Source organism: Actomonas spartinae (assembly GCF_051209155.1).
Classification (GTDB): Bacteria; Verrucomicrobiota; Verrucomicrobiia; order Opitutales; family Opitutaceae; genus Actomonas.
This window is the reverse complement of the sequence record NZ_JBPJGB010000006.1, coordinates 1-22256: the sequence shown is the minus strand read 5'-3', so window position 1 is coordinate 22256 and position 22256 is coordinate 1. Positions and strand designations below refer to the sequence as shown.

Below are 22256 nucleotides of genomic sequence, written 5' to 3'. Positions count from 1 at the left end.
CGTCTTTCCCAGACACACCCAAAAGTCCGCGCAATTCAGCGTTTCCATTCCGACGGACGGCGGTCGAAATAGGCGCCCTCCCATGCCTCAGACCGCAGACCTGCGCATCCGCGCCTCCAAGCCCCTCATCGCCCCCGGCGTGCTCGCCGAAGACATGCCGCTGCCGGAAGTCACCGCCGGCCAAATCAACCGCGCTCGACGTGACATCGCGGCCATCATGCGCGGGGAGGACGACCGCCTGCTCGTCATCACGGGCCCCTGCTCCATCCACGACCCCGCCGCCGCCCTCGACTACGCCCAGAACCTTCGCGCCGCCGCCGACCGCCATGCCGACACCTTGCTCGTCGCCATGCGCGTTTATTTTGAGAAACCCCGCACGGTCGTCGGCTGGAAGGGGCTCATCAATGACCCCGACCGCGACGGCTCCTACCGCATCAACCAAGGCCTGCGCCTCGCCCGCCAACTGCTCATCGACATCAGCGCGATCGGCCTGCCCATCGCCACCGAATTCCTCGATACCACTCTCGGCCAATACTACGCCGATGCCGTCAGCTGGGCCTGCATCGGCGCCCGCACGGTCGAAAGCCAAATCCACCGCGAGCTCGCCTCCGGCCTCTCCATGCCGGTCGGATTCAAAAACCGCACCGACGGCAACCTCCAGGTCGCCGTCGACGCCATCCGCTCCGCCGCCCAACCCCACTGGTTTTCCAGCCTCACCCGCGAGGGTGCCCCTGCCATCATGGGCACCTCCGGCAACACCGACACGCACCTCGTTCTGCGCGGCGGCACCGCCGGACCCAATTTCAGCGCCGACCACGTGCGCGAAGCCACCACCCTGCTGGCCAAACACCAGCTGCCGCCGCACGTCATGGTCGACTGCAGTCACGCCAACAGCGGGAAGGATCCGGCCCGCCAACCCGAAGTCGCCGCCGCCTTGGCCGCGCGCATTGCCGCCGGTGACCGCGCCATCGCCTCAGTCATGCTCGAAAGTCACCTCATCGGCGGCGCCCAATCGATCGATGCCTCGCCCCTCACCTACGGCCAAAGCATCACCGACGCCTGCCTCAGTTGGGAACAAACCCTGCCGGTCCTAAGCCAACTTGCCTCAGCCGTGCAGGCCCGGCGTCAGGCCTAGTCCGTATCCATCTCCCCGGAGTAATCGCAGCTAGCCCAACTCATCGCGCATTGCGATGAAGTCCGGGTCCGTCCGCGCGCTGTCGCGGTAGTCGGCATCCAGTTCGATCGCGCGCGCCAGGCGCCGCCGCGCTTCCGGCTTGTCCCCCAGGAGACAGGCATAACACGCCAGGTTGTAGTGCAGCACCGCGCAGGGCTCCGCGAGTTGCGGCTCCGCCTCCCGCAACACGGCCTGCGCTTCCTCGATCCGCTCCAACTCGCGCAACGCGTAGGCCCACGAGATCCAGCCTTGCTCCGCCCCCGGATTCAGCCGCGCCGCCTTTTTGGCCACCGTCGCCAAACGCGACCACTGCTTGGTCTCATGAAACAACGCGATCCACAGCAACTGCACGTCCGGCGTGTTGGCATCAGCCCGCTCGATCGCCCGCAACTCCGCCGCCGCCTCCTTCGCCATCCCGAGCGCGAGATAACCGGAGGCATATTCGAGCCGTCGACGCGTGGGGATCATCCGCTCAAAACGAAGCCACTCCGGTGAACGGGACAACGACAATGCACTTCCGAGCCGACCCGTTGCCGCCTACGATCCAAGCCGATGAACCCCCGTTACCCCCTCGTCCTGCTCGCCCTCTTCACGCTCTCCGCCCTGCCCGGTGCCCGGGCCGACCACCACCAAGCCACCGCGCTCTTCAACGGCAAAGACCTGAGCAACTGGTCCATTCAAAACCACGGCCAGTTCTCCGTGCAGGACGGCCTGCTCCACGTGAATCGCGGCACCGGCTGGCTGCGTTCCGACAAAACCTACGGCGATTTCACGCTCACCCTCGAAGTTCGCTTCGACGAAGCCCGCGCCAACAGTGGCATCTTCATCCGCACCGCGCCGACCAGCCATGCCGACGAGAACGGCTGGCCCGACAACGGCTTCCAGGTTCAGTGCATGGACACCGCCGAAGGCGAAAACCCCATCGGCGCGCTGATTGAATACGGCGCCGGTCCCTTCGAGGAACTCTTCAATCACGCCACCATCGCCGGCGCGCTCAAACCGGCCGGCGAGTGGAACACGCTCGAAATCACCTGCGAAGGTGACCGCGTCACCACGCACCTCAACGGCACCCTCATCCTCTACGCCCAAGGTCTTTCCCGCCCCACCGGCCACATCGGCATCCAAGGCGAAAAGGGCCTGCTCTGCTTCCGCAGAATCGAGATCGAGGAACGCTGAGCGATCCGTCGCCTCAACCTTCCGCCGAGGCCAGCTGCCCGCAGCCGGCGGCGATGTCGATGCCGCGGCGCTGGCGGATCGTGCTGGGCAGGCCGTAGGTGGCGAGGATCTCCTGGAAGCGTTTCGCCGCCGCGTTGTCGCTGGGGGCGCCGCCGTATCCGGATGTTGGATTCAAGGGGATGAGATTCACCTGGCCGGGCACGGTCTGCAGGAGCTGCCCCACCGCGTGCGCGTCCTCGGGGCGATCGTTTTCCCCTTCGATCAGGGTCCACTCAAAGAAGATGCGGCGCTGCATGGTCTCCGCGTAGGTGCGGCAGGCATCCATCAACGCATCGAGCTGCCACTTGCGCGCCGCGGGCACGATGGCCGCGCGTTTTTCCTGAGTCGCCGCGTGCAGGGACACCGCCAAGTAGATCGGCTGCCGCTCCCTCGCCAGGCGCAGGATGCCCGGCACGACACCGACGGTGCTGAGCGTGATCTTCTTCGCGCCCAGCGCCAGACCGCCCGGTTCGCGCAGGATCTGGGTGGCTTTGATGACCGCGTCGTAGTTGTGCAGCGGTTCGCCCATGCCCATGAGCACGATGTTGCGCAGGCGTTCATGACGGTGGTGGGGCGACTCGTGGTCGGACTCCGCCAAGGCCGGTGTGTCCGGGGCCGTCTCACGCAGGACGCGGTCGACATGCAGCGCCTGCGCGACGATTTCGGCGGTGGTGAGGTGGCGGGTATAGCCCATTTGGCCGGTCGCACAGAACACGCAGCCCATCGCACAGCCCACCTGCGAACTGATGCAGGCCGTCACGCGGCCCGAGTAGCGCATGAGCACGGTCTCGACTTTGTGCCCGTCGCGGAGTTGCAGCAGGTATTTGCGGGTGAAGCCGTCGCTCGAGTGCGTTTCGCGCGCAATTGGCAACAGTTCCGCTGTTGTCTCCGCATCCAAGCGCTCGCGCAAGGCGACCGGCAGGCCGTAGATCGCCTCCCAATCGGTGCGGCCATGCAGGTAAAGGTGCCGCCAGATCTTGCCCGCATGCACCGGCTTGAAGCCCCATTGCTCCACCAACGCCCCCAACTCGGTCCGGGTCAGGCCGAGGAGGTGCAGTTTGGCAGAGGCGTTGGCAGCGGCGGTCACAAACGGCACTAGGCCACAGTCCGCCGGACCACGTCACGCCAAAGTTTACTCGTCCCGCGGTGGCTCTTCGGGCGGCTCCCGGCGCAGCTGCTCCAGTTGGGCCGGATGTTCCTCCAACATCTCGCGTTCCGACATCCGGCCCGTCAGCCACGCCAGGTTCATCGGGTAGACATCGGGGTTGAAGATCACGAAGTAAAAGTGCCACACCACGATCGCGAGTGTCGCCAGGATCGCCTCATAAAAGTGCACCGTGCGCGCGATGTCGTAACCCAGTTTGGTGAACAGCCCCATGGTGGTGTTCTCGAACCACAGCACGACACCGGTCAGCGCCATGAGCAGGGTGCCCCAAACCATGGCCCAATATTCGGTCTTCTCGATGTAACTGAAGCGACCAAACGCCGGCTTCTCGCGCGCAAGACCGAGGTTGTAGCGCAACACTTTCCACGGGTCCGTCACATCCCGCCAACGCGGCCACAGGTCGCGCAGCAGCGCGCGGCCGGGTTTGGTGCCGCCCAGGTAAACCGCGTGCCACAGCCCCGCCGCGATCAGGACCACGCCGGAAACCCGGTGCAGCAGACTGCGCCACTCAAAGGCATTTTCACTCAGCCCGCGGATCGCCACCACCCACCACGCCTCCGGGAAGCGCAGCATGAAGCCGGTGACCACCAGCAACATGAAACTCACTACCAGCACACCGTGCTGCAGCCGCTCGTGCACCGTCATGCGCAGATACAGGCGATGCGCCACCACCGGCTCGGCCACGAGGCCCTTTTGCATGGCGAGCTTGCGGCGGATCTTCTTGGTGAAATCGAGACCGTTGTGCAGCAGCATGCCGCCGACCACGATGACGATGAGGAAGGTGTAGACGGTCGACACCCAGTAGAGGACCAGTCCGCCGTCACCCGCCTCCGCTGCGGCATCGGCCTGCACATGCACCCGCCCCTGGGTAAAGCGGGCGTTGGCGCCGGGGTGACACTCACCACAGGTGAGCAACAGATTGTCGCGGTGCACGGTCGAGGTCGGGTCGAGGTGCGATTTGATGTCGTGCACCGAGTGGCAACTCGCACAGTTCACCACCTCGACCGCGCCGCCCCGCATGGCCAGTCCGTGATAACTGTCGGAGAAGGTCTTGAAGGTGTTGGAAGCCAGGCCGTATCGGGCCGTGAGGCGCAGTGAGTCGTGGCAACTCGCGCACACCTGCTGCGCGACGTTGCGCTCGTGCACCGGCGACAAGGGATCGGTGTGCGGCGTGATGTTGTGCTCGCCGTGGCAGTCGGTGCAAGTCGGCGAATCGAGGTTGCCCCGCGCCAGTCCGGCGGCGTGCACGCTCTCCCCGAAGGCTGCGCCGATTTCCTCATGGCACGCCGCGCAGGTTGCCGCGACGTGAACCTTGGCCGTCTGCGCGTCGGCCACCGTCGCGCGGTTCATCTCGTGCGCGCCGTGACAATCGACGCAACTCGCGCTGTCCTCGCGGCCTGTCAGCAACAGCGCGCCGTGCACGCTCTCCGCAAACGTGGCGACAAAGCGCGAACCGAGCACCGTGCGGCCCGCCACCGCCTCGTCCTGCACATGGCAGGCCTCGCAGTTGCGCACCTCCGCCAGCTTGCGCGCCGCGAGGTGGTCGCCGTTGCGCCAGCCTTCCGGTTCGCGGTGGCAGCTCAGGCAGTCCGGCGCCTCGATCGTGCCGGCCAACAATTCGCGCCCGTGCGCCGAATGCGTAAAGTGCGCCGACTCCTCCTCGTGACAGACGCCACAGGCCACGACCTGGGTCGCGCGGTTGAAGGCGAAAGCATCGTCGCTCGGCGACACCGTGTCGTGCGAGCCGTGGCAGGCCGTGCAACGCGTGTCCTCCCCCTCCGGCACCTCCTCCAGCGCGAGGCGCGGATGAAAACGGTGCGACTCCCCCACCGGATCGTGACAACTGAAACAATCGACCGGTGCGCGCTCATCCACCGCGCGATGGGGACTCGCTTCGAGGTCGATCGCATCGTGACAGTCGAAGCACTCCCACGAGCCATGCACCGAATCGGCCACGTGTTGCGCGTCCACCAGAAACGTCGCCAGATCCGGCGCATCGCGTTGCGCGACTTCGGGATCCGCATGGCAACGCAGGCAATCGGCGTCGTCGGCCGTCAAACGTCCCGCCGACGCCAGCGCGATCGACGCCAGTGCCACCACCGAGACAAACCGGCGGACACGTCTCATGGCCCGATCCTAAACGGATTCCATTGCCGCAGAAGCTCCGCAGCGCGGCGGCGCGCAATTTGAACCGCGGATAATGTCCCAGATAAGGGGAACCCCGAACGATTCTGGGAACGCCGAGAGGCAACGCACCGGGCTCACCGAGCCCGGCTAAAATGCCAACTTCAGCCCGGGCTGTAGCCGGGGTCGGTGACCCCGGTCGCGATTGTCGGCGCGTTTCGCTACACCAGCGCCGAAGCCAGCGCGTCGTCGATCGGGACCGACTGGCGCTGCCGCTCGAGGAAATAACTCACCTCGGTGTAGCCCACGCCGCGGAGCGTTGCCAAAGCCTCGCGGTAGCGATCCCCCACCCGGTGAGGCACGTGCGCATCGGCGCCGATGACGACCGGAATGCCGCGCACCTGCATGAGCGCGAGCATGTCGCGGCCCGGGTTCATTTCCGGAAGCGCCTTGAGCAGTCCGCTGGTGTTCAACTCCATCGCAACGCCCGTCGCGGCGATGCGGTCGAGCGCGCGTTCGACGTCGGGCCGGATGCGGGCCCAGTCCCACGCCTGCGGCGGCATGTTCTTGACCAGGTCGGGATGTGCGAGCGTATCAAAAAGACCGGTCTCGGCGGCCTGCGCGAGTTGGTCGAAGTAGGCCTGTTGAAAACTCAAGGCGTCGCCCGTGTAGAAGCGCTCGCGAAACTCCGGCAACTGCGCGTGGATCGAGCCGAGCACGTGATGCAAGGGGTGGCGGGCGTGCAGGTTTTCCAGCCACGGCTCGAGGCCGGGAATGTAGTCACTCTCCAACCCCACCCGCACGTCGACGCGATCGGCGTAGCACTCGCGTGTTTCGGCGATCATACGGTGGTAGAGCTCGTATTGCAGCGGATTCATGCGCACGGAGGCGCTCATGCGATCCGGCAACGGACAGTGGCAGGTGAAAATGATGCCCTTCAGCCCGGCGCGAATCGCGGCCTCGGCGTATTCGTTGGGCTCACCCTCGGCATGATTGCACAAGGGAGTGTGGCAATGGGACTCGTATAACAGCGGCGTGGACAAGACCGGCTAACAAGCAGGAGCCCGGCCCAGGGCGCAAGCCGGGGTGTGGGGTTAAGGGCGCAGCCCACCAATCTTTATTCTTTCCTCTTTATCGTTCTCTTTCTCCGCGTTGCCCGGAATCCGCACGCCGCACGGCCAGTGGGGATAAAGAGAAAGCTAAGGAAGAAAGAGAAAGAGCCGGCGCGGGTAGGGCCCTCAGCCCTCAAACGTCGTCAGCAACTGCGCGTATATCTTCGCGGTGTTGATCAGGTCCTTCACCCGGGCGCGTTCGTCGATGGCGTGGATGTCCTTGCCGCCCGGACCGTAACCGAGTGTCGGGATGCCGCATTTGGCGGAGAAGAAGTGCATGTCGTTGAAGCCCGACGATACGCTGAACACCGCCGGGCGGCGGCGCACCTGGCTGACACATTCGGCGACGCGGCTGAAGAACGGGCCTTCGGGGGCGTTAAAACACGGGTGGTTCTCGGACACCTTTTCGATGCTGATGCGACAGCCCGGGATGGTGGCCGCGACGCGCCTGAGTTCGGCCCGCAGGTCCTTTTCCGCCGCGGCGGCGGTCTCGATCGCGATCACCCGCCGGTCGATGCTGAAACGGCCTTCCGCCGGCACGGTGTTGATCTTGCCGCCCGGCCCCTGCGCGAACACACCGCCGAGGTTGATTGTGGGCCGCATCACCTTGCCGTCGGGCGCGGTGAAGGTGCTGGCCGCGAGGCGTCTTTTGTAGTCCTCGAGTCCGAGGACGAGCGCGGACATCTTTTCCAGTGCGTTCACGCCGAGCTCCGGTTGGGAACCGTGCGCCGCCTTACCGTGCACCACGACCTCGAGCCAGGTGACACCGTTGTGGCCGCAGCAGACGTGATCGCCCTCGCCGCCCTCCATCACGATCGCGTAGTCGGGCGAAATGGGCGCGTGGTTCACCAACCACTCGGCGCCGAGCACGGAATCGGTTTCCTCATCGGCGGTGAAGGAGACTTCGACGTTGAGCCGGGGCGCGACGCCGGCTTCGCGCAGCGCCCGCAGCGCCAGCAGCAGCGCCGCGATCGAACCCTTCATGTCGGCCGTGCCGCGTCCGTAAATCCAGTCCCGGTCCACCACGCCGCTGAAGGGGTCCTTGTGTCGCCATTTTCCGGATACCGGCACCACATCGTAGTGGGCGTTAAAATGCAGCGTGCGCTTGGCGCCGGGCACCTTCCATTTGCCCAGCACGTTGTAGCGCGGGAAGTCCCACTGCGCCGGTGGCAGCGCGGCCTTCTGCGCGGCGCGCGGCACGTTGAGCCGACGGGCGCTCAACCCGGTCTCCTGCAACTTCGTCACCAACAGGCGCGTCATGACATCGTAGTCGCGCCCGGGCGGATTGGTGGTGTCGATGCCCACCAGCTCACCCAACAGGGCGGTCAGACGCGGCGCACTGGAATCGAGGATGGCGGCGGGGGCGGAGGTGCTCATGGCGAAGAACTGCAGCCTGCGTGAACCGCGCGCGGTCACAAATCCGATTTTTCGCCAATAGATGCGTTTTGACAGAGGGAAACGCCCTAATCACGGTCGCCACAAACATGGCCGATCTCGCCTCGCTGCGCAAAGACTACACGCTCGCCGGACTCAACGAGCAGGACCTTGCCCCGAGCCCCTTCCAACAATTCGAACGTTGGTTTCAGGAAGCTCGGGACGCCGAGGTCATTGAGCCCAACGCGATGACGCTCGCCACCGCGACGCCCGACGGCGCGCCGTCGGCCCGCACCGTTCTGCTGAAGGGCTTCGATGAGCAGGGGTTCGTGTTCTTCACCAACTACGAAAGTCGCAAGGGCCAGGAGCTCGCCGCCAACGCGCGCGCCTGCCTCGTCTTCCCCTGGCTCGCGCTTGAACGCCAAGTGAAGATCGGCGGCACCGTCGCCCGCGTCTCCCGCGACGAGACCGCCGCCTATTTTGAAACGCGTCCGCTCGGCAGCCAACTCGGCGCCTGGGCCTCGCCGCAAAGCGAGGTCGTGCCCGATCGCGCCGCACTGGAAGCCGCCCGGCGCATCGCCGAGGAACGCTTTGCCGGGCAGGCGATCCCGCCGCCGCCGCATTGGGGCGGTTATCGCGTCGCCCCCACGACCATCGAGTTTTGGCAAGGCCGTCCCAGCCGCTTGCACGATCGCCTGCGCTACCGCCGCCACGGCGATGGCTGGATCATCGAACGCCTGGCGCCCTGAACCCCCGCGCCCTCCCCTCCGGTGCCCTCACGTTCCGCCAAACCCCAGCCCTCCCCGATTCCGTCGCCGCCGTCGTCGCTGCTGGCGGCGGTGTTCAACAACCTCGCCGAGGGCGTCTTCATCGCCGACTGCGAGTTCAAGCGCGGCGGCCTCACCCTGCGGCACGTCAACCCGACACTGTGCCAGATCACTGGATACAGCGCCGCGGAACTGATCGGGCGCGGGCACACCCGTCTGCATCCGTCGCGACCCGACGTGCAGGCCCAGCGGCGTTGGTTCCAGCACATCCTCGAGTCCGAACCCTACGCCTCCGAGGGTTACATCAAGACCAAGGACGGCCGCACCCTCTACGCCTCCTGGTCCCTGCGCGGCCTCACCGACGACGCTGGCCAACTCACCCACGTGATCGGCACCTACCGCGACATGACCTCGCATCGCCACCTGCAGGAAGCGCTGGTGCACTCGCAGCGACTGGATGCGGTCGGCCGCCTCGCCGGCGGCGTGGCCCACGATTTCAACAACCTCCTCTCCGTCATCAACGGCTACTGCGAAATCCTGCAGCACTCGATCGGCGACAACAACAAGGCCCGCAAGGAGGTCGAGGAGATCCACCAGGCCGGCCAACGCGCCTCCGGCCTCGTGCGCCAGTTGCTCGCGTTCGGCCGCCGCCAGGCGCTCGACCCGCGCGTCATCGACCCGAATCGCCTGGTGCGCGAGAACATCGACATCCTCAGCCGCCTGCTCGGTCCGGAGCGCTCCCTCGAACTCGCGCTCGCCGATCACATCGGCAACATCCGCGTCGACCCCACGCAGCTCCAACAGGTGTTGCTCAACCTCGTGCTCAACGCCCGCGATGCGACCGGCCCAGGTGGACGCGTCGTGATCGCGACCGATCGCCGCCGGGTCACCGCCGGACTCAACCGCCGCATCACCGACCTCCAACCGGGCTCCTACGTCACCCTCGCGGTGAGCGACAACGGCTGCGGCATGGACGAGTCGACGCAGGCCGTGTTGTTCGAACCGTTCTTCACCACCAAGGACGAGGGTATGGGCACCGGCCTCGGCCTCGCGCTCGTCTACGGCGTGGTGCAGCAAAGCAGCGGTCACATCGTCGTGCGCAGTTCGCCGGAAGTCGGCACCACCTTTGAAATCTTTCTGCCCGAGGTGGAGGAGGACGCCTCGCCCGCGATCGGCACCCTCGCACCCCTGCCCGTCACGCGCGGCCGCGAGTCCCTCCTCGTGGTCGAGGAGGACAATGTCGTGCGCAAGATGGTCGAGGGCATTCTCACCGCCGACGGATACGACGTCATCGCCACCGCCTCGCCGGCCGCCGCGCTCGTGGAGATCAAGCGCCTCGCCAAGGCCGTCCACCTCGTCATCGCCGACACCTCCGATCCGTCCACGGACACGATCGACATGATTCGCTCCCTCCATCATGCGCAGACCGGTTTGCGCGTGCTGTGCACGCCGCATCGCGAGTCACCGCCGATCGACTTCATCCACAAACGCCGCGTGCTCACCCTGCCCAAACCTTTTGCGCTCAGCACGCTGCTCCACGACGTGCGCCGTTTGCTGGATTCGGAGGAATGAGCGCGCTCGCCTCCGGCGCCTTTTCGTTTCAGCCTCGCCGCCATGCGCCTCTTCCTCATCCGCCACGCTCACGCGCTCGCCGCGGATGATGATGCCCAGCGCCCCTTGAGCGAACGCGGCCGCCAGCAGACCGCACATGTCGCCTCCTTTTTTCGCACCAACGGTCACCTGCGCGCCGCCCAGATCTGGCACAGCCCCTTGCTGCGCGCCTACGAAACCGCCGCCGGCCTCGCCACCGGCCTCGACCTCGACGCGCCGCTGGTCGAAACCGACGGTCTCAGCCCGTTCGATGACCCGAAGTTCATGGCCGACCGCCTCGCCGCCTACCCACCGGTGCACGACCTGGCCATCGTCGGCCACGAACCGCATCTCGGCACCCTCGCAAGTCTCCTCGTGAGCAACCGCGCTTCGCCGACGCTCTTTCATTTCAAAAAGGCCACCGTGCTTTGCCTGCGCCGTTCCGACAAAACCCACGGCGCGAGCGATCGCCCGCGCTGGCGCGTCGACTGGCACATCCCGCCGGGTCTGATCCACGAGATCTAAGCGGGAATCGGCAACCGCCGCCCTAGCTCGCGCCAAAGAGCTGTTCCAGCAGGGTCTTCGCCGCGGAATAGTTGAACGGCTTCTGCAAAAAGCCATCGAGCGGTTCGACTTGTTCGAGGCCCTCGATGTCCGACTTGATTGAACCGGAGATGAGCACGATGCGCAGGTCCGGCTGGTGTTGGCGCAGCGACTTGATCGTTTCGATGCCGTCGCGGCCAGGCATCGAGTAGTCGACCAGCGCCAGGCCGAACGGACCCTGATCCCGCGCGGCGATTTCGCCGGCTTCACCATCCGCCGCGCACACGACCTCCAGGCCAAGTTGGGTGATCAACATCGAACCGAGATCGCGCACCGTTTGGTCATCATCGATGAACAAGACGCGACGCGGCACCGTCGGTTTGGCGGCGCTCGAGGCGTCCGCGGACGCCGCCGGCACCGCGGACAAGGTCTCGAAGATCGGTCGGGTGTTGTCGTCGGGATCATCCGTGCCCGGCAACGCCGGCAGGAACAGTTCGACGCGGGTGCCACCCGCCGGAGCCGGTTTCAAGAGCATGCCACCATGCCGCCGCCGCACCCATCGTGCGATCGCCGCGAGGCCCAGTCCCATGCGACCCGGTTTGGTGGTGAAGAAGGGTTCGAAGGCCCGCGCCCGCGTCTCATCGCTCATGCCCGACCCGTCGTCCTCCAACGCAAAGAGCACATGAGGACCAGGTTCGATCATGGACATCTCCGGGGTGATTCCGATTTGCGCAGCCTCGATCGTCTCCGGCGTGATTGTGAGTGTGAGGTGGTTGCCCCCACCGGCGATCGCGTCGAGCGCGTTGAAGGTGAGATTAGCCAGCGCGACCTGCAGGCCGCCCAGATCGGCGCGCACCCGCGGCAAGTGCGGCGCCAGCTCGAGCGTGAGCGTCGCACCACGCCCCACGCAGGCGGCGAGCAGCGGCTCGATCTCGGTGCGGAAGCGCCGCAGGAAAACCACCTCGCGTTCCGCCGTGCGCCGGCCCGCCGCGACCATGAGTTGGTTGCACAGCCCCGAGGCGCGCTGGCTCGCGGCGTTGATCTGCGAGAGATACTGGCGCATCTCGGCGGGGGTGAGGTGGTTGATCTCCTCGACCGCGCTGGCGTAGCCCATGATGCCGACGAGCATGTTGTTGAAACTGTGCGCGACGCCGCCCGCCATGCGCCCGAGCGCGGCCTGCGACTGCAGGTCCACACACCGTTGTTCGATCTCCCGAGCCGTTTCCCGCAAGGCCTCGACCTGCTTCAATTCGGCCCGCGCCGCGTCGAGTTCGCTCAGGGCCTTTTCGACCGCGATCTGCTGCAGCTCCCATTCACTGTGCAAGCGCTGTTGGTGGCGACGATCCGACTGCGCCCGGCCCAAGGCAAAGCGATAGGCCACGACCCCCACGACGACCGCACCCGTCAGCATCGTCGCCCACGTCGCCGCGACGGAAGCGCTGTTCGCGGCGATCAGCGCGGCGGACCCAAACGCCGCCGCCAACAAGGCCGTGACCAAAGCCAAGCTACCGGCAAATGCCTTGGGGTCATCACTGTCAGGCGGGGTAACAGACGGCACGTCCGCAAGAACATCGAAATTTCACTGCCCACGCCAACTGCAAACTGCACGGCTTGCAGGATGTGCCGCCGCGAAAAAGGCCTGACGCCATGCGCGAATTGCTACCCTGTTTTGAAACCGGCTCGTTTCTCCAGCGTCGCCCGCCCGCTCCCCCCCATGGCCCTCGACCTTCTCTCCGACCGCACCGACACCGCCGCCGCCAACATGGCGGCCGACCTGTTGCTGCTGCAGCACTACCCGCGCCGCGACCACGCTCGTTTTCGCCACTATGAATGGCGCCGACCCGCGGTGACCTTCGGCACGAGTCAGAAAATCGCCTGGGTGCGCGAGCACCTGCCCGCCGACAACGACGCGGTGAACTTCGATCTCTGTCGTCGACCCACCGGCGGCGGCATCGTCGACCATCGGGGCGACTGGACGTATGCGCTGGTCATCCCACGGGGCCACGATCTCGGCGACGCCCGCGCCACGGTCGCCTACGAAACCATCCACCGCGCGGTGGCCAACTGCCTGCAGCAACAGGACACGCCCGCCGCGCTCAAAGACGTTTGCGAACCCTGCGGCGACGACGAAGCGCGCGGCCCCGGGGTGTGTTTCACCAAACCGGAGTTGCACGACGTCATCCACACCAGCACCGGCGCCAAGCTCGCCGGCGCGGCGCAAAAGCGATCGAAGCACGGTCTGTTGTTCCAAGGCTCCATCGCCCGCGGCCCTTGTGGGGCGATCGATTGGGAGCGGTTCCATGCCGATTTCACCCGCGCGCTCGCCGAGTTGCTGGCCCTGCCAATCAGCGAAACCCCTTGGCCGGAAACGTGGGACGACGTGCTCGACGATCTCGCTGAATCCTACACCACCCCTGAATGGATCGAGCGACGTTGAGGGCGACGCGAATGCACCACTCCACCGCGGTTTTACACCGAGGAAACAAAGGAGCAACGGAGGGCTGCATGAGCTCACGCGCCTTCGCTCGATCCGCCGTCGTGGTGCCACGACCCCACTCCTACGAAAAGCCGCCTTTCTCTGTTTTCCTCTGCTTCCTCCTGTAAAACAAGGCACCTGCCTCCCGGTCCTTCGCTCCCTTCGTTTCCTGCTGTAAAGCCAACCCCGCGTGCATCCGCTTCACGATCTCATCGTCCAGCTCGACATCGCTCACCCGGTGACCTTCACGACGCTCTTTCTGTTGGCGTCGTGGCTGATGATTTGGCGGCTCGAAGCCATGCTCAACCACGGGCTGGCCGGCACCGCGCTCGGCACCCTCGTGGTTCCTTACTGCTCCGGCCTCGGCAACCTGGTTTTTGTATTCCTGTTGTGGCGCGACAACGGCGCACCGGTGGAGATCATGGTCAACAGCCTCGTCAACAACACGACCAACCTCACGTTGCTGCTCGGCCTGCCCGCCCTCATCTGGCCCTTGCACATCGTCGCGTCCCGCGGCCGCGGGGCCGCCAAGAACCAACAGCGCGAACAACGCCTCAGCCGACTGGCCCTGCTTCTCACCCTCGCCGCCGTGTTGTTCTTCACCGGACTGACCTGGGCACTCGGGCGCGACGGTCAACTGGATCGGGGGGACGGCTTCGCGCTCATCGGTGTGTTCCTGTTTTGGCAATGTTTTCAGGTCTACGACGTGCTCAAGGACAACGTGCGCCGGGACCTGCGCTTCGGTGTGCTCTTCTATTTGGATCTCCTGCTCATCGCGCTCGGCGGCTGGGTGATCTACGAGAGTCTCGACGGACTCGTCGCCTACCTCACGGCGGCCGAGGAGGGTTTCTTTTCCGCCGAGCGCCTGGGATGGATCACCGGCTGGCTGCTCGTCCTGCCCAACGCCCTGCTCGCCTTCTACTACGCGTGGCGGCGGCGCGCGGACATCGTCTACACCTCGCAGGTCGGCGACGGGCACATCTGCATTCCGCTTTGCCTAGGACTTTTCGCGGTGCTGCGGCCGGTGCCGCTGCCGGCGTTTTTTCAGACCGCCATGTTCATCCTCGCCGGCGCCGTGATCGTGCACGCCGCGTGTCTGCTGAGCATCGGTCGCCTGCCCCGCCCGATCGCCGGGGTGCTCGTCGGCGCCTACGCGTGGTTCGTCTACGCGGGTTTGATCGCGTAGCAACCGGGCCCCTCAAGCCTCGACCGGATCGCGTCGAAACACTTCGCACAAATCGGCGAAAACTTTTTGCGCCGGCAACCAGGAGCCCCGCGCGCGAATATCCTCCAAGGTCGCCTTGGTGTTGTTCCACCAAAGGTAGACCGCCGGACCCGCCCGCACGCAGGCATCGTAGGCGGTGCCGGGAGCGTCGGCGACAAAGGCAAACTCACCGACCTCGAGACGGCGCCCCTCGAGTTCCGTCTGCAGAGGACGAATGTCGGCGTTGAAGCGCTGGCGGAACGACTCGACCCGCGGCCCCTGATAAGCGGCGAGTCTGGCTCCACCGCCACCGAGGGTGATGACGGCCCATTCGTCGAAGACCACTCCGCCCCCGAGGGTATCCATTCTTTCGGCACAACGGGTGATGAGGGTGCGGGCGTCGCTCAGATTCATGTCTCTTGCTGATGACAAATCCAAGCGCCGGCGCAAGCCTGCACCATGCTGGTCAAGCCGTATCCATATTTTGGATAAACGCGGTTTTGGGGCGCCTGAACGACCAGCAAGAATTCTGCAAGCAAGTATCACTGGATACTTGCAATTGATTCCAAGTGTTTGATGCTCAGGCCACGCGGCGCATGGTGCGCCAAGTGTTCCAACGACCAAAACGTCGGCGGAACAAATGATCAGAACCAACACAACGATCCCCAAAAGGAGACTGCTATGGCTAAAGCCAAAAAGACGGTGAAGAAGGCCGCTGCTAAGAAAGCGCCGGCTAAGAAGGCCCCGGCCAAGAAGGCCGCCGCTAAGAAAGCTCCGGCCAAGAAGGCCGCTGCTAAGAAGGCCCCGGCCAAGAAGAAGGCCCCGGCTAAGAAAGCTGCTGCCAAGAAGGCCCCGGCCAAGAAGGCTGCTGCGAAGAAGGCTCCGGCCAAGAAGGCCGCCGCCAAGAAGAAGTAAGCTGCTTCACCAGACTAAACATCCTAAGCAGCCGCCCGGAAACGGGCGGCTGCTTTTTTGTGCACGCTGCGTCACCAGCGGCCACGAAACGAAAACACGGAACGATAGCTGTAGCCGAGGTCGTTGACCTCGATGCGTAGCGTGGCTGGAAGTCGCGGCCACCGTGGCAGAGGCTTCCAGCCCTTGCATCACGAGCCGCGAAACCCCACCCCGCCTGCGCTCAGTTCAGATCCCACTTGAGCGGCGCCTTGTCCGGCGAACCACCCGCGCCATTGCCCGGTCCCACGAGCTCAAACTCTTCTTCGCCGACACCGTAGGCTTCCTCCGGTGGCAACTCTTCCAAGGGAGCGAATCGTTCCGAGGTAAATCCCAGTTCCTGTTGCTCGGCATGGAAGGGATCTGAGGGGTTGTGCAGCTCTTCCAGCAGCAGACCCACGGTCGCGGAGTCGCCACCCTTCACGACCTTTTCCCGCCCCAGAAACACCTCGCGAATGGTGTAGGTCTCCCCCTTCGTCGGGAGCTGCTTGTAAAGCGCCCGAATCATATCGGAGAAGGTGTCGTTGATGCAGACGACGCGTTGACCTTTGACCATAGCGCACCAACCGAAAGCGCCGGACCGCTTTTGGCAATGCCGCAGAATCGGGCCGGCACCACCGGTGGTCGGCTTCGCTCAACCGCCTTCCGGATTCGCTTCGCGGCTCCAGTCGCGCTGGGTGCCGAGCGGCCCGACCGGATCGATCACGCGCGCCGCCGGCGGCGTAACGTGCGACGTCATTTTGAAGAGATCCTCGCGGCGATCGAGTCGCGGCGTGACGGTGCCGAGTTCGCGCGCTTCATGCAGGTCGTCGAGATCGAGGTCACAGATCAACACGGTCTCTTCGTTGGAGTCCGCTTCGGCCGCGATGCCGTCACGCGCGAAGGCGTAGTCGGACGGCGTGAAGACGGCGGCCTGCGCGTAGTTCACGTCCATGTTCTCCACATCCGGCAGGTTGCCCACATTGCCCGCCAGGGCGACGTAGACCTGGTTCTCGACCGCCCGCGCCTGGCAGCAATAGCGCACCCGCAGGTAGCCTTTGCGGTCGTTGGTGCAGAACGGCACAAAGATAATCTCCACGCCGTGATCAGCGAGATGACGCGCCGCTTCGGGAAACTCAGAGTCGTAGCAAATGAGCACGCCGATCTTCGCGCCGGGCGTTTCGATGACTTGCAGCGAGTTGCCGCCGTTGATGCCCCACCAGTGCCGCTCGTTCGGGGTGATGTGGAGCTTCGGCTGTTCATGGATGCTGCCGTCGGGCAGGCACACCGTGCAGATGTTCTGCAGCTCCTTGCCGACCTTGGTCGGATGACTGCCGCCGATGATCGTGACACCGTATTTGACCGCGAGGCTCTGCAACAAGCCGACCACCTTGGGTGTGAGTTTCGACAAGCGCTTCATGCCTTCCTGCGGCGACTTGGTGTGCGTGGTGGAAAGCAGTTCGACGGTGAACAGCTCGGGGAAGAGCACGTAGTCGGCATCGCTGTCGGCCGCGACGTCGGTGAAGTAGGTCACTTGGCGCGCAAAGTCGGCGAAGGACGTGATCTTGCGCATCTGATACTGCACGCACGCGACCCGCACCTTTCGCGCGCCGGTCTTGGTCGGACGGTAATCGGGGTTCAACCACTCGATCAGGCTGGCGTGGTTGTGGCTGTTGGGGTCCTTGAGGTAGTTCGGCATGACGCCGCGCAGTTGGAATCCCTCCCGAAGTTGGAAACTGAGCACGAGGTCCCGGAACTCACCGGCCACGACCCGCTCGGCGTATTCCTGCGGCGAGAATTTGTCGGCGTGGTCCTTGTAGTTCCAAAGCCGGCCGCCCGCGAGGATGCGGCGTTTGTTGAGTTTCCGGCAGAGCTTCCGGCGCGCATCGTATAGCGCGGCGCCGACTCCGAGGCCGCGCGCCTTCGGGTGCACATAGACATCGGCGCCGTAAAGCGTGTCGCCGTTGAGATCATGGTTGTTGAAGTAACCGCTGTCCGTGATGCCCGACCACGTGTGATCACGCAGTGGGTCGGGGCCAAGGTTGACGACCAAGGTGGAGGCCGCGCCCACAATCTTGCCCTTCACCTCGGCCACAAACTGCCCCTGCGGGAAGACGCGCAGGTGATTGCTCAGGTGGGACGCGCCCCAGACGATATTGTCGTCGGCGAGCACCGGGTAAGCGGCAATGTTGAGTTTAATGAGGGCGGGGATGTCGCGCAGCGTGGCACGACGCACTTTAACCTTCGCGGGAGCTTTGGCTTTCGGCATGGATGGACCATAGCTGGCCTGGCGCGCTGGTCAATCGACCCCACCAGTGCGTCGCCACCGAAGCGCCGGAAACTTTCATTCCCCTTTCACTTCCCCCGGTCGCCGGAAGATTTCAAGTTGCCCGCACCATGACCGGAAAGCCCCACGTCCCCCGGATCGGTCTCGCGCTCGCACTGACCTTCGCCGTGCTCAGCGGCGCCATCGCCCGGGCCACGCCCCCCACGTCGCCCAGCGACGGTGAAATTTCCGCCGCGTTCCAAGCGCGCCGGACCGAGCTCATCGGGCGCTACCTCGAACGCACACAGGCCGACAACCCCGAGTGGGGCAGCTTGCCTTGGATCGCGGTGAACTTCGCCCAAGGCACGAACCTCGACTGGGCGCGGCATCGCCTGCGCGAACTCACCAAGCAACCCACCGGCGCGATGTTCTGGATGTATCCCATGGTGCTGGTGATGAAGGCCGGTGAACCTCACCTCAACTCCGCGGACTGGGCCGTCATCCGCGAAGCCTGGCGCACCTACTTCCCGTTCCGCGGCGACACCGAGAACCATTGGCTGATGTATTACGCCAGCCTCTACCTCGCCGCCGAAACCTGGCCGAACCTGCCGCCCTCGGCTTGGTATAACGGCAAGTCTTCCGCCGAGAACCGCGCCGAGGCCAAGGCCTACATCCTCGACTGGATCCGCATCACCACCGCCTACGGTCGCGGCGAATACGACTCGCCCAACTACATCGATCCCTACGTGTCCGCCCTCGGCCTGCTCGCTGGCTGGTGCGAGGAGCCCGAGCTCCGGCAACAGGCCACGATGATGCTCGAATATGAGTTGCTCGACTTTGCCGTCGAAGACCTCGGTGGCGTCTACGGTGGCGCCCACAGTCGCATCTATCCGAAACACGCCATGCAACCCGCCCTCGGCGCCTCCAGTGCGTTGGCCTGGCTGCTGTGGGGCCAACACGAGCCCACCCTCAACAGCGCCGCCCTCATCGTCGCGCTCAGCGGGTGGACCCCTCCCCCCATCCTGCAACGCATCGCCACCTACCGCGATGTGCCCTACGAACACCGCGAACTGAAACGCACCCGCTGGCGCATGCGTCACGCCGGATCCGACGCCTTCGAAGTCGGGGACCACATGACCGTTCCGGTCTACAAGACCAGCTACGTCACCGCCGACTACCTGCTCGGCTCCAGCCAAGGCGGCCTGCTCCAGCCCATCCAACAGCAGACGTGGAGCCTCAACTGGTTCGAAGCGAAACCCCTCGGCATCTCCAACACCTTCTTCGCCCTCCACCCGCACTACTCGGCGCGCGAAGGCACGATGTATTTCGGGGCCGAATGGGACGACGTGGTCGACCTCATCGCGCGTTCCAAAGTCGACTACACCTCGCCCGACAAACTCATGAGCGGCTCGCCCTACGAGCAGGTCTTTCAATCCAAGTCCGCCCTCATCGGCCTCTACGACATCGCGCCCGACGCGCCTTTCCAACACATCAACACCTTCTTCTCCCGCGACCTGAAGAACGTGGTCGAGGACGAGTCGGGTTGGATCTTCGCCATCGGCGGACCCAGCTACCTCGCCTACCGCCCCTTCCAACCCGGCGAATGGCGTCCATCCGACTGGACCGGTCTGCTGGCCGGCGGCGCCGGGGCCTGGATCAGCTCCAATCACGACGAATGGGGCGCCGGCCACCGCGTGCGGGTGAGTGAGTATCCGCGCAATGGTTACGTCGTGCAGGTCGCCGCCGCGGCCGATTTCCCGTCCTACGCCGCCTTCCAGGCCGCGGTCAAAGCCCTGCCGCTGACCTTCTCGGTCGACGGTCCGCCGTCCGCGACCTTCACCAGCCTCGACGGCACCGTGCTCTCCGGCACCTACGGCCAGCGCCCGACCATTAACGGCGCCCCCCTGCCCTACGAAGACTGGCCGCTCTTTGAAGGTCCCTTCGCCCAAGCCGCCCGTGAAAGCCATCAGCTCGAAATGCGATTCGGCGCCGAGCGCCGCGAACTCGATTTCGAGGCCTCCGCCACCACCACCCGCATCGTCCCGTCGGCCCCATGAAATTCTCCACCTTCGCCCGTTTCGCGCTGGTCTTCGGCTCCGTCTGCGCCGACCTCAGCTTGGCCGCCGCGCCCGCCACCAAGCTCTTCACCGCGGCCGCCTTTACGAAGGCTCAGCAGAATTCCTCCATCCCCACCGACGCCGGCATCTTCGTGCGGGATGAGGCCGGGGTGTGGTCGTCCTTCGGTCCCAAGATCCAGGCCGTCAACAGCGCGACCGTCGATCCCACCAACCCGGCGCGCATCTTCCTCGCTTGCGGCAACGGCATCGTGCGCTCGCTCGACCGCGGCCAGACCTGGCGCATGGTCACCGGCTGGCGCATCAGCGACGTCTACGAGATCGCCATCGATCCCACCGCGCCCGAACGCGTCTACGCCGCCACCGGTTGGGGTCCGTGGCGCTCCATCGACGGCGGCGAAACCTGGACCTTTGTTGACGCCGGCCTGCCCGAACACTTCACCCGGTCCTTCGCGCTCGATCCGCAAGATCCATCGCGCCTTTTCCTCGGCAACGCCGCCGGTCTCTTTGTTTCGACCGATGGCGCGGATTCCTGGCAACGCGTCCCCGCGGTGCCCGACCGCAACATCCTGCGCGTGCGGCACGGCGCCCCCGGCAGCGGCGTCTGGTTGGTCGGCACCGAGGGTGACGGGGCGTGGCTCTCCACCGATGACGGTCGCACCTGGACCCAAACCGCACCCGCCATCGCGACGGCCAACACCTATGCGGTGGCGGTCGATCCGGCCGACGCGCGCACCCTCGCCGTCGGCGGTTGGGACGTCGGCGTTTGGGTCTCGCGCGACGGCGGCGTGACTTGGTCCCAGCTCGACCGCAGTTTGCCCAGTCCCAATGTCCTCACCCTCGCCTTCGATCCCGCAAAACCCGGTCGCCTCTGGACCGGCACCTTCGAGGAGGGCATCGTCTTCACCGACCTTTCCGCCGGCCCCGATCCGGTTTGGCAAGATGGCGGGGTCGACGGCGCCCTGACCAACGACCTCGGTTTTTTGCCCCTGCCGTAGCCGCGGCCGAGGTTAAGTTGGAAGTTGAAGTTTAAGGTAGGGTCGGACCGCCAATGATTTAGCCCATGCGGCCGCTGCGCCCCATGTTGTCGAAGGCTTCGGCCAGGAACGAGTGGCCCGCCGTCGCCATGTCCGGTTGCACGAGTTCGCGGTGAAGGGATTATTCGCCGCCCGGGGTCCTTACCTGCCGTCCCCTGTCCCCATGAAGATCCTGCTTTCCCTGCTGAACTTGATCTCGCTGGGTCCCCTCCCTGCCCGGTCCGGCCAATTGCCCCCAACCATCTCCGCGTCGAAACCACCCGCAGTCTGTTTCCCCGACCAAGCGTTCGCCAAGGAGGCCCCGTTTCCGGTCGGGGCGCCACTTACTGAAAACCAACCAAGCAACTCCGGTCTTCGACCTTCCGGCACGGCCGTCCGGAACTCTGCACCATGCTTGCTTTTCTCCGCCTGATTCTCTCCGCCTTCGGGGCCTCGGCCGCCCTGCTTTGCGCCCAGGAAGCGAAACCCTACCGACTCTTTGTTGGCGTCGACCTCCTGCTCAAGGACGATTCCGACGCGAAAACCTATCGCCGCGTCGATGCGATCACATCCAACCAAGCGATCATCGACGAACCCGGGCGCCCCGCCATTCCGCTGCGCGACACAGGCAGTTTCAGTTGGAAACACCTGACCAAGATCAGCCGCGCGCCGATCACGATCACAGACTTCGAGCAGCACCGCGCCTACACCCTGCGCAACGACAAGAAGATGCACTACATGTCGACGCAGAACAACATGGCCATTTATCAGCAGGAGAAGGCCGACGCCGCTCGTCTGGAGGCCAGCGAAGCCCGGTTTTCCCAACAAATCGCCCGCGCAGTCTATGTGGATCAGGAGAACGACAAGGTATCCCGAGCCGGTCTCGATGGTGGTCCATTTGGAGGCGCTCCGCCCGCGGGTTATGTCGCCGGCGGCCGCGGCGGCATGGACTTCAATAATCCGGTGGCGGATGGCTTCATGAGCGACGTCGGTGCCGACCTCCGCGGAGCCAATGCCGATGTGATTGAAGCCACCGATGATATGGCCGATGCCCTGCTCGACGTCGCCTCCCGCACCGCCGACCCCACGATGCTGGATCGGATGCAGGGCGTGGAGGAAGGCGAAGGCGCCGACGTCATGGAGCTCACGTTTTCGGTCTCCTCACCCGAACCCATCGCCGATGCCTATGTCGTGGTCATGGGCGCGATCAAGCAAGGCGAGGAGG

At 65.2% G+C, this 22256-nt stretch carries 20 protein-coding genes; 11 read left to right on the top strand and 9 right to left on the bottom strand.

Translation table 11 applies throughout. From position 1 onward, the window contains the following. Window positions 1-82: 82 nt before the first annotated feature. Window positions 83-1135, top strand: coding sequence for a 3-deoxy-7-phosphoheptulonate synthase (locus AC0MRV_RS19790; protein ID WP_472766247.1), 1053 nt, complete (start codon window positions 83-85; stop codon window positions 1133-1135). A gap of 30 nt (window positions 1136-1165) precedes the next feature. On the opposite strand, the gene AC0MRV_RS19785 is transcribed toward AC0MRV_RS19790, so the two are convergent. Beyond that, entirely contained in the window at window positions 1166-1642 is a 477-nt protein-coding gene (locus tag AC0MRV_RS19785; protein WP_472766246.1) for a TPR end-of-group domain-containing protein, read from the bottom strand. An 84-nt stretch (window positions 1643-1726) separates the two neighbouring features. Between AC0MRV_RS19785 and AC0MRV_RS19780 the strand changes: the two genes are divergently transcribed. Further along, window positions 1727-2350, top strand: coding sequence for a 3-keto-disaccharide hydrolase (locus tag AC0MRV_RS19780; protein ID WP_472766245.1), 624 nt, complete (start codon window positions 1727-1729; stop codon window positions 2348-2350). Between the two features lie 13 nt (window positions 2351-2363). Here AC0MRV_RS19780 and rlmN read toward each other — a convergent pair whose 3' ends face one another. The 4 genes from rlmN to AC0MRV_RS19760 all read right to left on the bottom strand — a co-directional run bounded on the left by rlmN (window position 2364) and on the right by AC0MRV_RS19760 (window position 8167). Further along, window positions 2364-3476, bottom strand: a complete 1113-nt coding sequence (gene rlmN, locus AC0MRV_RS19775; protein WP_472766244.1) for a dual-specificity RNA methyltransferase RlmN — start codon at window positions 3474-3476, stop codon at window positions 2364-2366. 45 nt (window positions 3477-3521) lie between these two features. Further along, window positions 3522-5681, bottom strand: coding sequence for a cytochrome b/b6 domain-containing protein (locus AC0MRV_RS19770; protein WP_472766243.1), 2160 nt, complete (start codon window positions 5679-5681; stop codon window positions 3522-3524). Window positions 5682-5899: 218 nt separating this feature from the next. Then, window positions 5900-6721 (bottom strand): histidinol-phosphatase, encoded by an 822-nt coding sequence (locus tag AC0MRV_RS19765; RefSeq protein WP_472766242.1) that lies wholly within the window; start codon window positions 6719-6721, stop codon window positions 5900-5902. Between the two features lie 195 nt (window positions 6722-6916). Next, complete coding sequence (locus AC0MRV_RS19760) at window positions 6917-8167, bottom strand: M20 family metallopeptidase (RefSeq protein WP_472766241.1); 1251 nt, start codon at window positions 8165-8167, stop codon at window positions 6917-6919. 107 nt (window positions 8168-8274) lie between these two features. On the opposite strand from AC0MRV_RS19760, the gene pdxH reads away from it, so the two are divergent. Genes pdxH through sixA form a run of 3 tightly spaced genes read left to right on the top strand, consistent with a single transcriptional unit; the run spans window position 8275 to window position 11046 of the window. Beyond that, window positions 8275-8913 (top strand): pyridoxamine 5'-phosphate oxidase, encoded by a 639-nt coding sequence (pdxH, locus tag AC0MRV_RS19755; RefSeq protein ID WP_472766240.1) that lies wholly within the window; start codon window positions 8275-8277, stop codon window positions 8911-8913. A gap of 21 nt (window positions 8914-8934) precedes the next feature. Next, window positions 8935-10503 carry an ATP-binding protein gene (locus AC0MRV_RS19750; protein ID WP_472766239.1) on the top strand — a complete coding sequence of 523 codons (1569 nt, stop codon included), beginning with the start codon at window positions 8935-8937 and terminating at the stop codon, window positions 10501-10503. A 42-nt stretch (window positions 10504-10545) separates the two neighbouring features. Further along, window positions 10546-11046: a phosphohistidine phosphatase SixA gene (gene sixA, locus AC0MRV_RS19745; protein ID WP_472766238.1), complete on the top strand. Its 501-nt coding sequence runs from the start codon at window positions 10546-10548 to the stop codon at window positions 11044-11046. Between the two features lie 22 nt (window positions 11047-11068). On the opposite strand, the gene AC0MRV_RS19740 is transcribed toward sixA, so the two are convergent. Further along, on the bottom strand, window positions 11069-12622 hold the full coding sequence (locus tag AC0MRV_RS19740) for a hybrid sensor histidine kinase/response regulator (protein ID WP_472766237.1): 1554 nt from the start codon (window positions 12620-12622) through the stop codon (window positions 11069-11071). Between the two features lie 156 nt (window positions 12623-12778). Between AC0MRV_RS19740 and AC0MRV_RS19735 the strand changes: the two genes are divergently transcribed. Both AC0MRV_RS19735 and AC0MRV_RS19730 read left to right on the top strand, forming a co-directional pair. Then, window positions 12779-13501, top strand: a complete 723-nt coding sequence (locus AC0MRV_RS19735; protein WP_472766236.1) for a lipoyl protein ligase domain-containing protein — start codon at window positions 12779-12781, stop codon at window positions 13499-13501. 229 nt (window positions 13502-13730) lie between these two features. Then, the gene (locus AC0MRV_RS19730; RefSeq protein ID WP_472766235.1) at window positions 13731-14726 is read left to right on the top strand and encodes a hypothetical protein; all 996 of its coding nucleotides are present in this window, start codon (window positions 13731-13733) and stop codon (window positions 14724-14726) included. A 12-nt stretch (window positions 14727-14738) separates the two neighbouring features. Here the strand turns inward: AC0MRV_RS19730 and AC0MRV_RS19725 are convergent, their stop codons facing one another. Beyond that, window positions 14739-15158, bottom strand: a complete 420-nt coding sequence (locus AC0MRV_RS19725; RefSeq protein WP_472766234.1) for a hypothetical protein — start codon at window positions 15156-15158, stop codon at window positions 14739-14741. A 267-nt stretch (window positions 15159-15425) separates the two neighbouring features. Here AC0MRV_RS19725 and AC0MRV_RS19720 point away from each other — a divergent pair, with 267 nt between their 5' ends. Next, window positions 15426-15659 carry a hypothetical protein gene (locus AC0MRV_RS19720; protein ID WP_472766233.1) on the top strand — a complete coding sequence of 78 codons (234 nt, stop codon included), beginning with the start codon at window positions 15426-15428 and terminating at the stop codon, window positions 15657-15659. Window positions 15660-15879: 220 nt separating this feature from the next. Here the strand turns inward: AC0MRV_RS19720 and AC0MRV_RS19715 are convergent, their stop codons facing one another. After that, complete coding sequence (locus tag AC0MRV_RS19715) at window positions 15880-16251, bottom strand: hypothetical protein (protein ID WP_472766232.1); 372 nt, start codon at window positions 16249-16251, stop codon at window positions 15880-15882. Window positions 16252-16329: 78 nt separating this feature from the next. Continuing rightward, window positions 16330-17943, bottom strand: coding sequence for a GNAT family N-acetyltransferase (locus AC0MRV_RS19710; RefSeq protein ID WP_472766231.1), 1614 nt, complete (start codon window positions 17941-17943; stop codon window positions 16330-16332). Between the two features lie 128 nt (window positions 17944-18071). On the opposite strand from AC0MRV_RS19710, the gene AC0MRV_RS19705 reads away from it, so the two are divergent. The 3 genes from AC0MRV_RS19705 to AC0MRV_RS19695 form a co-directional block, all read left to right on the top strand. Next, a complete protein-coding gene (locus AC0MRV_RS19705; protein WP_472766230.1) occupies window positions 18072-19997 on the top strand; it encodes a hypothetical protein in 1926 nt (641 codons plus the stop codon). Next, window positions 19994-21013: a WD40/YVTN/BNR-like repeat-containing protein gene (locus tag AC0MRV_RS19700; protein WP_472766229.1), complete on the top strand. Its 1020-nt coding sequence runs from the start codon at window positions 19994-19996 to the stop codon at window positions 21011-21013. The genes AC0MRV_RS19705 and AC0MRV_RS19700 overlap by 4 nt, the downstream gene beginning before the upstream one ends. 429 nt (window positions 21014-21442) lie before the next feature. Further along, window positions 21443-22256, top strand: an 814-nt coding sequence (locus tag AC0MRV_RS19695) for a hypothetical protein (protein ID WP_472766228.1), incomplete at its 3' end; no start/stop codon positions are given.

Bases quoted from the DNA above. Each gene is read 5' to 3' on its own strand.
- AC0MRV_RS19790 (WP_472766247.1), top strand. From the start codon at position 83: ATGCCTCAGACCGCAGACCTGCGCATCCGCGCCTCCAAGCCCCTCATC.
- AC0MRV_RS19785 (WP_472766246.1), bottom strand. From the start codon at position 1,642: ATGATCCCCACGCGTCGACGGCTCGAATATGCCTCCGGTTATCTCGCG.
- AC0MRV_RS19780 (WP_472766245.1), top strand. From the start codon at position 1,727: ATGAACCCCCGTTACCCCCTCGTCCTGCTCGCCCTCTTCACGCTCTCC.
- AC0MRV_RS19770 (WP_472766243.1), bottom strand. From the start codon at position 5,681: ATGAGACGTGTCCGCCGGTTTGTCTCGGTGGTGGCACTGGCGTCGATC.
- AC0MRV_RS19760 (WP_472766241.1), bottom strand. From the start codon at position 8,167: ATGAGCACCTCCGCCCCCGCCGCCATCCTCGATTCCAGTGCGCCGCGT.
- pdxH (WP_472766240.1), top strand. From the start codon at position 8,275: ATGGCCGATCTCGCCTCGCTGCGCAAAGACTACACGCTCGCCGGACTC.
- sixA (WP_472766238.1), top strand. From the start codon at position 10,546: ATGCGCCTCTTCCTCATCCGCCACGCTCACGCGCTCGCCGCGGATGAT.
- AC0MRV_RS19735 (WP_472766236.1), top strand. From the start codon at position 12,779: ATGGCCCTCGACCTTCTCTCCGACCGCACCGACACCGCCGCCGCCAAC.
- AC0MRV_RS19725 (WP_472766234.1), bottom strand. From the start codon at position 15,158: ATGAATCTGAGCGACGCCCGCACCCTCATCACCCGTTGTGCCGAAAGA.
- AC0MRV_RS19720 (WP_472766233.1), top strand. From the start codon at position 15,426: ATGGCTAAAGCCAAAAAGACGGTGAAGAAGGCCGCTGCTAAGAAAGCG.
- AC0MRV_RS19715 (WP_472766232.1), bottom strand. From the start codon at position 16,251: ATGGTCAAAGGTCAACGCGTCGTCTGCATCAACGACACCTTCTCCGAT.
- AC0MRV_RS19710 (WP_472766231.1), bottom strand. From the start codon at position 17,943: ATGCCGAAAGCCAAAGCTCCCGCGAAGGTTAAAGTGCGTCGTGCCACG.
- AC0MRV_RS19705 (WP_472766230.1), top strand. From the start codon at position 18,072: ATGACCGGAAAGCCCCACGTCCCCCGGATCGGTCTCGCGCTCGCACTG.
- AC0MRV_RS19700 (WP_472766229.1), top strand. From the start codon at position 19,994: ATGAAATTCTCCACCTTCGCCCGTTTCGCGCTGGTCTTCGGCTCCGTC.